Raw genomic sequence first — 14262 nt, forward strand, 5'->3', positions numbered from 1 at the left:
GGCGGGGTGGTTGTGCCACGTTGGGGGGTTTGGGGGGGGGGGGGGGGGGGGGGGGGGGGGGGGGGGGCTGGGGGCCCCCCGCCCGCCACTACCGGGTTTTCCGGTGCGCGACGGCGAACGGTCCGAGGGCCCACGACGGAGCTCGGCGTTGGGGAGGCGGAACAAAAAACGCCTCGATTCCGGGTGGAATCGAGGCGTTGGGTGTGCATGAACCGCATGACGACCCGCGGTCGCCGCGCTTCCTCAGCTGGACAGGTGCTCGATCGCCGCCACGCTGCCGAGGCGGTCGCCCAGGCGCTTGAGCAGGGCCAGGCGATTGCCGCGCAGCGCCGGGTCCTCGGCGTTGACCATCACCGCATCGAAGAACGCATCCACCTGCGGGCGCAGGCGCGCCAGGCGGTTCAGCACGCTCACGTAGTCCTTGTGGTGCAGGCTGGCGTTGCTGTCGTTGATCGCCGCTTCCACGGCTTCGGCCAGCTCGCTCTCGGCCGGCTCGGCCAGCAGCGACGGATCGACCATGCCCGGGATGTCGCCTTCGGCCTTGCGCAGGATGTTGCGGATGCGCTTGTTGGCCGCCGCGAGGGCCTCGGCTTCCGGCAGCGCGGCAAAGATGCCGATCGCATCGATGCGGCGGTCCAGGTCATACAGCGACGCCGGCTTCAGCTCGGCCACCGCGTTGAAGTGCGTGGCCGGCACGCCCTTGTCGGCGTAGTAGCCGCGCAGGCGGTCGAGGATGAAGTCGACCAGTTCCTGCGGCAGCGCCTCGGTCTTGCGCTCGGCACTGGGCTGCACCGCGGCCGGCAGGCCCGCCATCGCGGTGCCCACCAGCGCGCGCAGGTCCAGCTCGAACCCGCTCTCGATGATCGTCCGCGCCAACCCCAGCGCGTTCCGCCGCAGGGCGAACGGGTCCTTGTTGCCGGTCGGCTTCAGGCCTGCGGCAAACCCGCCGGCCAGCGTGTCCAGGCGCTCGGCGATCGCCAGCACCTTGCCCAGCGGCGACAGCGCGATGTCATCGCCGCCGAAACGCGGCTGGTAGGCCTCGTCGATGGCCAGCGCCACCTCCGGCGATTCGCCCCCGGTCAGCGCGTAGTGACGGCCGGCGATGCCCTGCAGCTCCGGGAACTCGTTGACCATCCGCGACTGCAGGTCGTTCTTGGCCAGCACCGCCGCACGCCTGGCCAGCACCGGGTCGGCACCCACCTGCGGCGCAATCGCCTCGGCCAGCGCCACCACGCGCTGCACCTTGTCGGCCACCGAGCCCAGCTTGGCCTGGTAGGTCACCGTCTTCAGGCCCTCGCCCATCGACTCCAGGCCCTGCTTCAGATCTTCGTCGAAGAAGAACTTGGCATCGGAGAAGCGCGGGCGGATCACCCGCTCGTAGCCCTTGGCCACTTCCGCCACGTCCTTCGATTCGATGTTGGCGATGCCGATGAACTTCTCGGTGAGCCTGCCGCTGGCATCGAGCACCGGGAAGAACTTCTGGTTGATCTCCATCGTCTCGATCAGCGCTTCCTGCGGCACCGCCAGGAACTCGCGCTCGAAGCTGCACAGCACCGGCGCCGGCCATTCCACCAGGTTGACCACCTGCTCCAGGTTGTCATCGGTGATCCGCGCCTGGCCACCGGCACGGGCGGCTTCGGCATTGACCTGCTCGACGATGCGCGCGCGGCGCGTGTCGGCATCCACCAGCACGCAGGCGGCCTGCAGCGAGCTCACGTAGTCCTCCGGCGAGGACAGCCACACCGTCTTGTCGTGCATGAAGCGATGGCCGCGGCTCATACGGTCGGCCTTCAGGCCCAGCAGCTCGGCTTCGATGATGTCCTTGCCGTGCAACAGCACCAGCCAATGCACCGGCCGCGCAAAGCCGTAGGCGTGGCTGCCCCAGCGCATCGGCTTGGGGATCGGCATGGCCGCGATCGCCTCGCGCAGGATCTCCGGCAGCAGCGCGGCCGTGCGCGCGCCAGGGGTGGTGGAGCGGTGCACGAAGCGCTCGCCCTTGGCATCGGTGGTGCGCTCCAGCGCGCTCCAGTCGATCCCGGCCTTGGCCGCGAAACCCTGCAGCGCCTTGGTCGGCTGGCCGTCGGCATCCAGCGCGATGTTCAGGTACGGGCCCAGCACTTCGCCGCGCTGTTCCGGCTGCTCCAGCGCCACGCCGGGCAGCAGCACCGCCAGGCGGCGCGGGGTCGACAGCGGCTTGGCATCGCCACGCTCCACGGCCACGCCACGCCTGGCCAGCCCGTCCACCACACCGTCGAAGAACGCCTGGGCCAGGCCCGGCAGTGCCTTCACCGGCAATTCTTCGGTACCCAGTTCGATCAGCAGCGGGGCCATCGTGCTCATGCCTGCACCTCCTTGGCGGCCACCGCTTCGATGCGCTTGGCCTCATACAGCCTGGCCACCGCCTGGGCCAGCGCGCGCACGCGCAGGATGTAGCGCTGGCGCTCGGTCACGCTGATCGCGCGGCGCGCGTCCAGCAGGTTGAAGGCATGGCTGGCCTTGCACACCTGCTCATAGGCCGGCAGCGGCAGGCCCACCTCCACCAGCTTCTGTGCCTCTTTCTCGCAGGCGTCAAAGCGATGGAACATTTCATCCACGTCGGCGTATTCGAAGTTGTAGGTGCTCTGCTCGATCTCGTTCTGCAGGTACACATCGCCGTAGGTCACCGGCGTGCCGTCCGGGCCGTAGGTCCAGACCAGGTCGTACACGTTGTCGCAGTTCTGCAGGTACATGCACAGGCGCTCGAGGCCGTAGGTGATCTCGCCGAGCACCGGCTTGCACTCCAGGCCACCGGCCTGCTGGAAGTAGGTGAACTGGGTCACTTCCATGCCGTTGAGCCACACTTCCCAGCCCAGGCCCCAGGCACCCAGCGTCGGCGATTCCCAGTTGTCCTCGACAAAGCGCAGGTCGTGCACCAGCGGGTCGATGCCCAGCGCCTTGAGCGAATCCAGGTACAGCTGCTGGATGTTGTCCGGGCTCGGCTTCATCGCCACCTGGTACTGGTAGTAGCGCTGCAGGCGGTTGGGGTTCTCGCCGTAGCGGCCGTCGGTGGGGCGGCGCGAGGGCTGCACGTACGCCGCATTCCAGCTTTCCGGACCGATCGAGCGCAGGAACGTGGCCGGATGGAAGGTGCCGGCACCCACCTCCAGGTCCAGCGGCTGGATCAGCACGCAGCCCTGCTGCGCCCAATACTGGTTGAGGGTCTGGATCAGGCCCTGGAAAGTGATCGCAACGTTGGGAGTGGCGGACATGCGGCGGATTCTTGCCTGCAGGAGGGGTGCGCTAGTATAGCCAGCGACTGCGTTGCCGCCTTCCAGACGGCCCTATCCCATTACGGCGTGCCTGGCACGCAACGAGGACGTTGGCGGATGGATCAGCGCCCACCGGTACTTCCCGGCCCTGGCAGCACCCCGGCCACGCCGGCCGGCATCCCGCTGCCGCCGGGTCGGCTCGGTTTCGAACAGGTGGTCGCCGCGCTGGTCGCCGACGGCCTGGTCGCCGACGCGGACCTGGAGCGGATCCGCTTTTCCGCCCAGGGCGCCCGCAACGCCAGCGAGGTCCATCCGCTGGTGCTGCTGGCCAACCTGAAGCTGACCGCCAGCGGTGGCGGCGAGCTGGGCCTGGAGCGACTGACCGAATGGCTGGCCGCGCGCACCGGCAGCCGCTACCTGCGGATCGATCCGACCCGGGTCGATGTCGCCTCGGTCACCGCGCTGGTCTCCCACGCCTACGCGCGCCGGCACCGCTTCCTGCCGCTGGCGGTGGACAGCGAGCGCCTGCTGGTGGCCACCAGCGAGCCGCTGGCCCAGGAATGGCTGCGCGACCTGCAGCACCTCACCCGCCGCCGGATCGAGCTGGCGGTGGTCAACCCGCTGGACCTGCACCGCTACACCATGGAGTTCTTCGGGGTCACCCGCTCGGTGCGGGGCGCCCGCGGCGACGTGCGCGGGGAAACCAACGGCACCCTGCCCAGCTTCGAGCAGCTGGTCGAGCTGGGCCGCGCCGGCGACGTCAACGCCGACGACCAGCACATCGTGCACATCGTGGACTGGCTGCTGCAGTACGCCTACGAGCAGCGCGCCTCGGACATCCACCTGGAGCCGCGCCGCGACATGGGGCGCATGCGCTTCCGCATCGACGGCATGCTGCACAAGGTGTTCGAGGTGCCGCCGGCGGTGATGACCGCCGTGGTCAGCCGCATCAAGGTGCTCGGGCGCATGGACCTGGCCGAGCGCCGGCGCCCGCAGGACGGCCGCATCAAGACCCGCTCGCCGGGCGGGCGCGAGGTCGAAATGCGGCTGTCCACCATGCCCACCGCCTTCGGCGAGAAGTGCGTGATGCGCATCTTCGACCCCGATGCGGCCTTCAAGAGCATCGACCAGCTCGGTTTCAGCCCGCAGGAGGCAGCCGGCTGGACCGCCCTGGTCGAGCGCCCGCACGGCATCGTGCTGGTCACCGGCCCCACCGGCTCGGGCAAGACCACCACCCTGTATTCCACGCTCAAGCGGCTGGCCACGCCGGATGTGAACGTGTGCACGGTGGAAGACCCGATCGAAATGATCGCCCCGGAATTCAACCAGATGCAGGTCCAGACCAACATCGACCTGGATTTCGCCAGCGGCGTGCGCACCCTGCTGCGGCAGGACCCGGACATCATCATGATCGGTGAGATCCGCGACCTGGAGACCGCGCAGATGGCCGTGCAGGCCTCGCTGACCGGCCACCTGGTGCTGTCCACCCTGCACACCAACGACGCCGCCTCGGCGATCACCCGCCTGCTCGACCTGGGCGTGCCGCACTACCTGCTCGCCTCCACCCTCAACGGCATCCTGGCCCAGCGCCTGGTGCGCACCCTGTGCCCGCACTGCAAGGTGCCGCGCCCGCTCAGCCCGGCCCAATGGGCGGTCCTGGCTGATGCCGATGAAGCATTACCTGAGTCACCCACGCCATATGCACCGGCCGGCTGCATCGACTGCCGGCGCACCGGTTACCTCGGCCGGGTGGGCCTGTATGAGTTGCTGCCATTGGGTTCGCGCCTGCGCGGCCTGATCCGCGCGGACATGGACCTGGCCGTTTTCAGCCGGGCCGCACGTGCCGAAGGGGTGCGCACCCTGCGCCGCGCGGGACTTGAAAAGGTGGCCGCAGGGCTGACTACAATCGAGGAAGTCCTCTCAGTGCTGCCGCCCCCGGATGAATTCCGCCCCGTTCCTGATCCTTGAAACCGGCCAACCCGTCGCCTCGCTGCGCCGCTACGGGCGGTTTCCGCACTGGATCCGCGTGGCCGCCGGGCTGGAGGCGGACGAGACAGTGGTGGTGGACGTCGAGCACGGCGGCACCCTGCCCGACCACCGCCGCTTTGCCGGGGTGATCGTCACCGGCTCGGCGGCCTACGTGACCGACCGTGCCGAGTGGAGCGAACGCAGCGCCGAATGGCTGCGCGGGGCGGTGCACGCGGGGCGCCCGGTGTTCGGCATCTGCTACGGCCACCAGTTGCTGGCGCATGCGCTGGGCGGCGAGGTGGCCTACAACCCGGCCGGGCGCGAGTCGGGCACCATCGAGCTGGCCCTGGAGCCGTCGGCCAGCAGCGACCCGTTGTTCGCCGGCCTGCCCGCGCGCTTCCCGGCCCACGCCACCCACCTGCAGACGGTGCTGCGCGCGCCGGACGGCGCGGCCATCCTGGCGCGCTCGGCGCAGGACAACTGCCATGCCTTCCGCTACGGCGGCCAGGCCTGGGGGTGCAGTTCCATCCGGAGTTCGCCACCCACCACATGCGCGGCTACGTGCATGCCCGCGCCGAGTGCATCCGCCGCCACGGCGGCTGCGCGCGCAGCGTGGCGCGTGGGGTCAGCGCGGCGCCGCTGGCGCGCCAGTTGCTGCGGCGTTTCGTACGCCAGGCCCGCAACGCCTGAGGCCGCGGCCGGGCACGCCGGGGCGCATCGCGCCCAACGCACCCGGCCTTCAGGTGCCGCGCACGGAAAACAGCGATAATCCAAACGATTCGGGGCGAGCGCGCCCCTTCCCCTGTTCCGGAATGGTATGAGCGAGATTCGCAAGCTGCCCGCCTCGGCGGGCGCCCAATGGCTGCTGGACGCGTTTTCGGTGTATGGGCGGGCGCCCATGCAGCTGGCGGTGCTGGGCGTGATCGGGATGCTGGTCAGTTCGCTGATCCTGGTGCTGGCCCAGTTGCTGCCGGGCTGGCTGGGCACGCTGGTGCAACTGCTGTCGCTGGCGGTGGGTCCGCTGGTGTTCGGCGGGATGCTGTGGGCGGTGGGCGAGATCGACCAGGGCCACCGCGCCCAGCCGGCGCACCTGCTGCAGCCGATCCGCGACCGGCGGGTCAGCCACCTGCTGGTGCCGCTGGCGATCCAGCTGATCGCGGTGATCGCACTCGGCACGCTGCTGCTGGCACTGGTGGGCACGCATGGGCTGACGGCATCCAGCGAGATGCTGCAGAAGATGCAGGAGCTGCAGCAGTCCACGGCGCAGCCCAGCAACGAGCAGGTGCTGGCATTGATGGCCGATGCGCCGGTCAAGCGCATCCTGTTGTGGATCGTGGTGTCCTGTGCGGCGTTCGTGGCGCTGAGCATGGCGATGTTCACCCAGCCGGCGCTGGTGGTGTTCGACCGCCAGAGCGGGATGCACGCGCTGCGGATGAGCCTGCAGGGCTGCATCGAGAACTTCGCGGCGATGGCCGTGTTCATGGTGCTGGGGCTGATCGCGCTGCTGTGCATCTACTTCCTGGTCTTCGTGCTGATGCAGGTCGCGTTGCTGGTCGGCGGGATCGGCGCGGCGGCGTTCGTGATGCAGCTGGCGGTGGCCACGGTGGTGATGCCGCTGTACGTGGGGGCGGTCTACGCGGCCTGGAAGCAGATGTTCGCCCACCGCGGCCGCACGCCACCGCCGGTCGCCCCGGGCGGGCCGGGCAACGTGTTCGCCGCTTGAGTTCGGATACTTGAAAAACCCCGGCCCTGGTCGGGGTTTTTTGTTGTGTGGGTTGTGCGGTGGCGGGGAGTCGCAGCGAAAAGACCGAAGCGGTCGTGCCGGCCGCTGGCCGGCATCCCACCGCCCCCTTGGCTGCCCGCCTCAGGTCACTGCGGCTGTTCGGTGTCGCCCGGGCGCGGCACCAGCCAGCGGGCGGCGTGGATGCCCAGTTCGTAGAGGATGCACATCGGAATGGCCAGCAGCAGCTGCGAGACCACGTCCGGCGGAGTCAGCACCGCGGCCACCACGAAAATGCCCACCACCGCGTAGCCTCGGCTTTCCTTGAACTGCTGCGGCGTCACCCAGCCCAGCAGCACCAGGATCACCATCGCCACCGGCAACTCGAAACTGGTGCCGAAGGCGAAGAAGATCGCCAGCACGAAGTCCAGGTAGGCATTGGCATCGGGCGTGATCGCGATCACCTCCGGGCGGAAGGTGGTCAGGAAATGGAACACCGCCGGCAACACCAGGAAGTAGGCAAACGCGCAGCCAAGGTAGAACAGCAGCACCGAGGACACCAGCAACGGCACGGCCAGCCGCTTCTCGCGCGCGTACAGCCCCGGCGCCACGAACGACCACAGCTGGTACAGCAGCCACGGCACCGCCACGAACACCGCCACGAAGAACGTCAGTTTCAACGGCGCGAAAAACGCCCCGGCCGGATTGGTGGCGATCATCGTCTGCCCGTTGGGCAGCTGCGAAATCAACGGCTCGGCCAACCACGTGTAGATCCGGCGCGAGAACGGCAACAGCACCAGCAGCACCGCCAGCAGGCCGATGATCGCGCGCACCAGCCGCGCGCGCAGCTCGATCAGATGCTCGACCAGCGAGCTTTCCGGATAGTCCTGCCCACTCATCGCGTCTCTTCCTCGGCCGGCGGCGGACGCGGCGCGCGTGGCGCACTGCCGTCGATGCCCGGCGGGGCCATCGCATCGCGCGGCGGCGCCGCCTCGGGGGTGTCCTCGATCGGCGCCGGCTCGGCGGCCACCACGTGCTGTGCCACGCTGGCCGGCGAACCCGGCGTCGGCCCGGTCATCACCGGCGCCTGCTCGTCCCCGCCCTGCAGCGCCTCACCTTGGCGCGCCACGTCCTGGCGCATCAGCTCGGCCTCGCGGCGCACGGCTTCGCCACTGGCGCGCAGCTGCGCTTCGGTGTCCTGCACCGAGGCCTGCACGTCGCGGAACTGCCGCTTGATCTCGTCGGCGTGCAGCTCGCGTTCCAGCTCCTGCTTCACCGAATCCCATTGGTGGCGCGCACGCCGCACCCACAGCCCGGCAAAACGGGCCGCCTTGGGCAACCGCTCCGGGCCAAGCACTACCAAGGCCACCACCGCGATGACCAGCAGTTCACTGAAACCGATATCGAACACGCCGCGCTACCGGATCAGCGCGGGTCGCGGTCGTGCTCGGTCTGCGACGTCGGCGTCGCGTCCTGCGGGCGCGAGCTGTCGCTGAGCTGCGCGTTCGGCTTGTCTTCCTCGCGCATGCCCTTCTTGAATTCCTTGACGGCGCTGCCAAGGTCCTTGGCGCCGCTGGTCAACTTCTTGGTGCCGAACACCAGCAGAACGATGACCAGCACGACCAACCAATGCCAGATGCTGAAACTGCCCATGAGCGGCTCGCGTTACGTAGTGATCAGACGCTTGAGCATAGCGCACCGGCCGTAGGCCGGCGCGCGTGACGAAAGTCAGTTGCCGTCCAGCGATTCAGTGCGCACTTCGCCCTCGCCCACCGGCTGGAAGCCCTGCTGCGGTGCCGGCTGGGCCGGGGTCGGCTGCAGCGGCGCGGTGGTCGCGCCGTTGACCGGTGCCTGTTCAGCCATCGGCGCGGCCACCGGTGCAACCGGGGCGGACTGGCGCGCCATCGGCGCCGGTGCGGCCCCGGCGGTGCCCCGCTTCTCGCGGGCGGTATAGGTGGCTTCTTCCAGGCGATCACGGAAGGCAACGACGTCGATTGACGGCGGCTCGCCCATGCGCCCCTCGAACACCATGCGCGGGGTGGTGTTGCTGCCGTAGGCGTCCAGGTTGGCCGCATCGTCGATCTGCAGCACGGCACCGTCCAGCGCCACGCCGGCGAACAGGCCGCGGGCACGCGACCACGACCAGATCTCGGCCTTCAGCTGGCCATCGGTGGCGGCGGCGGCATTGCGCCCCACCGGACCGGCAGCCACGCCCGCATCGGCGCCCAGGGTGAACTTGCCGTTGACCAGATTGTCCAGGCTGCGATCGTTGCGGAACACCAGCACCACGTCGGAGGACTGCACGCCGGCCTGGAAGCCGATGCTGCCGCCGGTGAGCTTGACGAAGACCGGGTTGGACCAGCTCCCGTCCGGGTTCTTGACCGACATCAGGCCATGGCCACGACGTCCGCCGATCACCAGGCCCGCCTTGATCGTGTCGGGAATGACCACGATCGCGCGGCCTTCGTCCAGTAACTTGTCCGGAATCCCCTGCTCGGGGATTTCCTGGATCTCGTTGAGCACGCGGACCGCGTTGCGGGCGCGCTGGTCTTCCTGCGGCCCGGCCATCGCCGGGGCCGACAGCAGCAGGCTGGTGGAGATCAACAGTGCAAGGCTAAGGCGACGCATGGTGGGCTCCAGAATTCGATTCATACAAAGATAAAGCAAGTGGGCAAGGCGCGACATTGCCAGCGATACGCTGTCCCGACGTTAGAAGGGCGGCGATGAATCGGCAGTGAGTGATGGCGCCTATTGATAGCGTAAACAGATGGCCTCTATTTGCGCATTCCATCCCGTCAATCGCGTAGACCTGCGAGAATGGGCACATGCTCGACGCACCCGACACCGCCGTGCTGGCGGTCAATCTAGGCACGCCCGAGACGCCAACCGCCCCGGCGGTGCGTCGCTACCTGGCTGAATTCCTCAGCGACCGTCGCGTGGTCGCGATCCCGCCGTTGCTGTGGAAGCCCTTGCTGTACGGGCTGATCCTGCCGCTGCGCAGCGGTCGCTCGGCCGCCAAGTACGCCCAGGTCTGGTTGCCCGAGGGCTCCCCGCTGATGGTGCATACCCGGCGCCTGGCCGAGGCCATGCAGGCCTTGATGCCCACCGTGCGGGTGCGCCACGCCATGCGCTACGGTGCGCCCGCGCTCACCCACGAACTGGACCGGCTGGCCGCCGAGGGCATGCGCCGGATCGTGGTGCTGCCGCTGTATCCGCAGTATTCCACCACCACCACCGCCTCCATCGAGGACCAGGTGCGCGACTGGCAGCCCCGGCACCCCGGCGTCACGGTCACGTTGGTGCGCGATTACGCGGTGGACCCGGACTGGGTCGAGGCGGTGGCCAACGGCATCCGCCAGGCGTGGGCCACCCAGGGCCGCGGCGAGCAGCTGGTGTTTTCCTTCCACGGCATCCCGCAGCGGCTGGCCGATGCCGGCGACCCGTACCCGCAGCGCTGCCAGGCCAGTGCCGAGGCCATCGCGCAGGCATTGGGCCTGCCCGACGATGCCTGGCAGCTCACCTATCAGTCGCGATTCGGCCGCGAGAAGTGGCTGCAGCCGTATGCCGAGCCCACGCTGTGGGCGATGGCCGAGCGCGGCGTGCGCCGCATCGACGTGGTCTGCCCCGGGTTCGCCACCGATTGCCTGGAAACGCTGGAGGAAGTGGCGTTGGGCTTCACCGAAACCCTTGCCGCGCGCGGCGCGCAGATGCGCTACATCCCCTGCCTCAACGATGCCCCCGAACACGCACGTGCGTTGTCGCGGTTGAGCATCGCCGCGCTGGCATGAGCGTGTTGCAGCCGTTTTCGCTGGAGGTGGCCGGCACGCTCGCCGCCGGCCTGCGCACCCCCGGCCACGACCGCCACGATGGCCACCGCGTGCTGGCCCTGCATGGCTGGCTGGACAACGCGGCCAGCTTCGTCCCGCTGGCCGCGCACCTGCCGGGGCTGGACCTGGTCGCGCTCGACCTGCCCGGCCACGGCCACAGCGCGCACCTGCCGCCCGGCACCCAATACAACACGCCCGGCGCGATCTGCCATGTCCTGGACGTCGCCGACGCCCTGGGCTGGGACCGCTTCACCCTGATCGGGCATTCGATGGGCGCCGGCATCGCCAGCCTCACCGCCGCCGCCGCACCCGAGCGCGTGGCGCGGCTGGTGGCGATCGAGGCCCTCGGTGGCCTGCGCGGTCCCGAGGATGAAACCGCCAGCCGCCTGCGCGAGCACGTGCGTGCGGCACGGGCACTGCCGGGCAAGCGCCTGCGCGTGTTCCCCGACCTGGCCGCACCGATCCGCGCGCGAATGATGGCCAACCAGCTCAGCGAGCCCTGCGCGCGCCTGCTGGTCGAGCGAGGGGTCAAGCCGGTCGAAGGCGGCTACAGCTGGTGCAGCGATCCGCGCCTGATGCTGCCCACCGCGATGCGCCTGAGCGAAGCGCAGATCGACGACCTGCTGGCCGCGATCGAATGCCCTACCCAGGTGATCTATGCCACGCCCGCGCAGGCGTACTACCCCGAGCCGCTGCGCAGCCAGCGCATCAGCCTGCTCCGCGATGGCCGCCTGGCCGTGTTCCCGGGCACGCACCACCTGCACATGGAACACCCTGCCCAGGTGGGCGATGTGATCAACGCCTTCCTCGCCGGCTGACCCGCCGCGCCGCGCCGTCGTGGCGCCTGCGACACCCTGACGCACTCAATTTCCACGCGCCCGGACCGATACCGATAAGGCAGGTCGGCTGTGTTCGCGTCGGCCTGCTCCGTTGCCTGCTCCGCCATCGCGAAGCCGCGCATCCCCCCAGGCTTCAGGGAACGACGTCGCCATGCCGTGTTGGCCGTGCCATCGCCCGCAGGATCGGGCCTTGCCGGCGGTGTTCGCCACCGTCGACACCGCGCCTCTGCGTGCACGCCCCTGCCGCCGCCGCCCCCGCCTGCCACACGCTGCGCCCACCGCCTGGCCGGTGATTGGCGCGTCCCTGGCCTGGCCACGCACCCGCGCGACCGGCCGCCCCGCCTGTTCCTGATCCCGGAGTCGTCATGTCTGCCCTACCCCTCGTCCCCTCGCGCCCGCCCGACCGTGCCGGCACCGTGTCCTCCCCCGGCCGCGCCGACGCGCGCTACGTGCTGGCCGCCACGCTGTTGATCGCGCTCACCGCCGCAGCGGCGATCTGGCAGCAGCAACCGGCGCTGCTGCTGCCGCTGCTACCGGCCGCCGTGCTGATGGCCCTGCTGGGCCTGCGCCTGCGGCGCGCCGCCGATGGGCAGGCGCAGGCGCTGTTGCAGGCGCGCCAGGCCGCGGCCACCCACGCCGAGGACGCCCGGCGTGCCGCAGCCGGCCATGCCGAGAACGCGCAGATCCGCCAGGCGCTGGATGTATCGCGAACCGCGATGATGATCGCCGACAACGACCACGTGATCCGCTACGTCAACCACGCCGTGGTCAGCCTGCTGCGCAACCAGCAGGCCAGCCTGCGCGAGGCGTTCCCCGACTTCGATGCCGAGCGCCTGGTCGGCACCAGCATCCACCGCTTCCACGTCGCGCCCGATCGCATCCGCGGCATTCTCAACAGCCTGCAGAGCGTGCATCACGGCCGGATCCGGATCGGCCCGGTGCACTTCGCCCAGGTGGTCACGCCGGTCTTCGATGCGCACGGCGCGCGCCTGGGCTTTGCGGTGGAATGGCATGACCGCACCCAGGAGCTGCAGCTGGAAACGGCCGTGGCCGATATCGTGGCCGCGGCCGCCAAGGGCGACCTCGACCGTCGCCTGCCCATCGCCGACGCCGGGGCCAGCTTCATGGATGGCCTCAGCCGTGGCATCAACCAGCTGCTGGAAAGTGTCGGCACCACCGTCGGCGAGGTCCGCCGCGTGCTGTCGGCGCTGGCCAATGGCGATCTCGACCAGCGCATGCAGGGGCAGTTCGACGGTTCCTTCGCCGCCATGCAACGCGATGCCAATGCCACCGCGACCCAGCTCACGGCCATGGTCGAACGCATCAAGCAGTGCACCGGCGCGATCGGCCTGGCCGCCAGCGAGATCGCCAGCGGCAACAGTGACCTCTCCGAGCGCACCGAACGCCAGGCCGCCCACCTGGAAGAAACCGCGGCGTCGATGGAAGAACTGACCTCCACCGTGCGCCAGAACGCCGAGCACGCGCGGCATGCCAGCGCACTGGCGCACGGCGCGCAGGACGTGGCCGGGCGTGGCAACCACGCCGTCGAGCGCGTGGTCACCACCATGGAGGCCATCCAGGGCACCTCGCGCCGGATCGCCGACATCACCGGCGTGATCGACGGCATCGCTTTCCAGACCAACATCCTGGCCCTCAATGCCGCGGTGGAGGCGGCGCGGGCCGGCGAGCAGGGCCGTGGCTTTGCCGTGGTGGCCAGCGAGGTCCGCACCCTGGCCCAGCGCTCGGCCGCCGCCGCCAAGGAGATCAAGCATCTGATCGAAGACGCCGTGCAGCAGGTGGTCGACGGCGCCCGCCTGGCCGAGGACGCCGGCCGCACCATGACCGAGATCGTGGGCAGCGTCTCGGCGGTGAGCGGGATCATGGCCGAGATCTCCTCGGCCTCGCAGGAGCAGGCCAGCGGCATCGACCAGGTCAACCAGACCGTGGCGCAGATGGACGACGCCACCCAGCAGAACGCCGCGCTGGTCGAAGAAGCCAGTGCCGCCGCCCGCCTGCTCGAGACACAGGCGGCCGAGCTCAGTGGAGCGGTGGCCGTGTTCCGGCACGGGCAGCCTGCTGCGTTGGACAGCGTGGAGGCGCGGCGGCAACCGGTGGCCGCCTGACGCTGCCGGCTTACGCTGACACGTATACGAGAACGGCGCCCGCAAGGGCGCCGTTTTTGCAGGTGCTGCCGGTGGGGCCGGGCGTTGGTCGGTACCGGGTTTTCCTGGTGCGATAGGGCCCGGCGCGTTGCGCCGTCGCCCGACCCATGGTCGGGCGCTGCCTGGGAGCGGACATCGCCGGTGGTATGGGGCGACGGCGGGTGCCGCGCGTTGCTCGGTACGGGGCCTGGCGATGTGACAAACCCCGGCGCGCTGCGCCGTCGCCCGACCAACGGCCGGGCGTTACCGGGGCGCGGATACCGGCGCTGGCGGGATGGGAAACGCGTTGTACAGGTGCTGGAAGTCCGAAGCCCTGCAAGCGTGGATCCATGCGTCAATGCGATCGCAGGCGAGGTGGGCGGTCGTTGGGGAACCGACCGTACCAGGCGGGCAGCATCCCCGTCTTTTGACTTTTATCGGCACAAAGAAAAAACCCCGCTGCGTGAGCAGCGGGGTTTTGGGTATAAACCCTGGCGATGACCTACTCTCGCATGGCTT

Annotated in this window: 11 protein-coding genes and 1 pseudogene; 6 read left to right on the forward strand and 6 right to left on the reverse strand. The window is 69.6% G+C overall.

What is annotated here, in order from left to right:
* Window positions 1-243: 243 nt before the first annotated feature.
* Window positions 244-2340, reverse strand: a complete 2097-nt coding sequence (glyS, locus tag RSA25_RS01305) for a glycine--tRNA ligase subunit beta (RefSeq protein WP_332807114.1) — start codon at window positions 2338-2340, stop codon at window positions 244-246.
* Window positions 2337-3248: a glycine--tRNA ligase subunit alpha gene (gene glyQ, locus RSA25_RS01310; protein WP_332807115.1), complete on the reverse strand. Its 912-nt coding sequence runs from the start codon at window positions 3246-3248 to the stop codon at window positions 2337-2339. The genes glyS and glyQ overlap by 4 nt, the downstream gene beginning before the upstream one ends.
* Window positions 3249-3365: 117 nt before the next feature.
* Between glyQ and RSA25_RS01315 the strand changes: the two genes are divergently transcribed.
* The 3 genes and pseudogenes from RSA25_RS01315 to RSA25_RS01325 all read left to right on the forward strand — a co-directional run bounded on the left by RSA25_RS01315 (window position 3366) and on the right by RSA25_RS01325 (window position 6939).
* The gene (locus RSA25_RS01315; protein WP_332807116.1) at window positions 3366-5216 is read left to right on the forward strand and encodes an ATPase, T2SS/T4P/T4SS family; all 1851 of its coding nucleotides are present in this window, start codon (window positions 3366-3368) and stop codon (window positions 5214-5216) included.
* Window positions 5188-5906 (forward strand): annotated as a pseudogene (locus RSA25_RS01320) (glutamine amidotransferase). The gene RSA25_RS01315 and the pseudogene RSA25_RS01320 overlap by 29 nt, the downstream one beginning before the upstream one ends.
* A 127-nt stretch (window positions 5907-6033) precedes the next feature.
* Window positions 6034-6939, forward strand: a complete 906-nt coding sequence (locus tag RSA25_RS01325; RefSeq protein WP_332807117.1) for a BPSS1780 family membrane protein — start codon at window positions 6034-6036, stop codon at window positions 6937-6939.
* A gap of 146 nt (window positions 6940-7085) precedes the next feature.
* Here RSA25_RS01325 and tatC read toward each other — a convergent pair whose 3' ends face one another.
* From tatC to RSA25_RS01345, 4 genes are all read right to left on the reverse strand, one after another.
* Window positions 7086-7835, reverse strand: a complete 750-nt coding sequence (gene tatC, locus RSA25_RS01330; protein ID WP_332807118.1) for a twin-arginine translocase subunit TatC — start codon at window positions 7833-7835, stop codon at window positions 7086-7088.
* On the reverse strand, window positions 7832-8347 hold the full coding sequence (gene tatB, locus RSA25_RS01335) for a Sec-independent protein translocase protein TatB (RefSeq protein WP_332807119.1): 516 nt from the start codon (window positions 8345-8347) through the stop codon (window positions 7832-7834). Before tatB ends, tatC begins: the two co-directional genes overlap by 4 nt.
* 14 nt (window positions 8348-8361) lie before the next feature.
* Entirely contained in the window at window positions 8362-8589 is a 228-nt protein-coding gene (gene tatA, locus RSA25_RS01340) for a Sec-independent protein translocase subunit TatA (RefSeq protein WP_332807120.1), read from the reverse strand.
* A 75-nt stretch (window positions 8590-8664) separates the two neighbouring features.
* Entirely contained in the window at window positions 8665-9564 is a 900-nt protein-coding gene (locus tag RSA25_RS01345) for a YSC84-related protein (RefSeq protein WP_332807121.1), read from the reverse strand.
* A 197-nt stretch (window positions 9565-9761) separates the two neighbouring features.
* Between RSA25_RS01345 and hemH the strand changes: the two genes are divergently transcribed.
* The 3 genes from hemH to RSA25_RS01360 all read left to right on the forward strand — a co-directional run bounded on the left by hemH (window position 9762) and on the right by RSA25_RS01360 (window position 13725).
* The gene (gene hemH, locus RSA25_RS01350) at window positions 9762-10724 is read left to right on the forward strand and encodes a ferrochelatase (protein WP_332807122.1); all 963 of its coding nucleotides are present in this window, start codon (window positions 9762-9764) and stop codon (window positions 10722-10724) included.
* On the forward strand, window positions 10721-11581 hold the full coding sequence (locus tag RSA25_RS01355; protein ID WP_332807123.1) for an alpha/beta hydrolase: 861 nt from the start codon (window positions 10721-10723) through the stop codon (window positions 11579-11581). Before hemH ends, RSA25_RS01355 begins: the two co-directional genes overlap by 4 nt.
* A 386-nt stretch (window positions 11582-11967) precedes the next feature.
* Window positions 11968-13725: a methyl-accepting chemotaxis protein gene (locus tag RSA25_RS01360; protein WP_332807124.1), complete on the forward strand. Its 1758-nt coding sequence runs from the start codon at window positions 11968-11970 to the stop codon at window positions 13723-13725.
* Window positions 13726-14262: the final 537 nt, after the last annotated feature.

Source organism: Stenotrophomonas sp., assembly GCF_036662295.1.
Lineage (GTDB): Bacteria > Pseudomonadota > Gammaproteobacteria > Xanthomonadales > Xanthomonadaceae > Stenotrophomonas.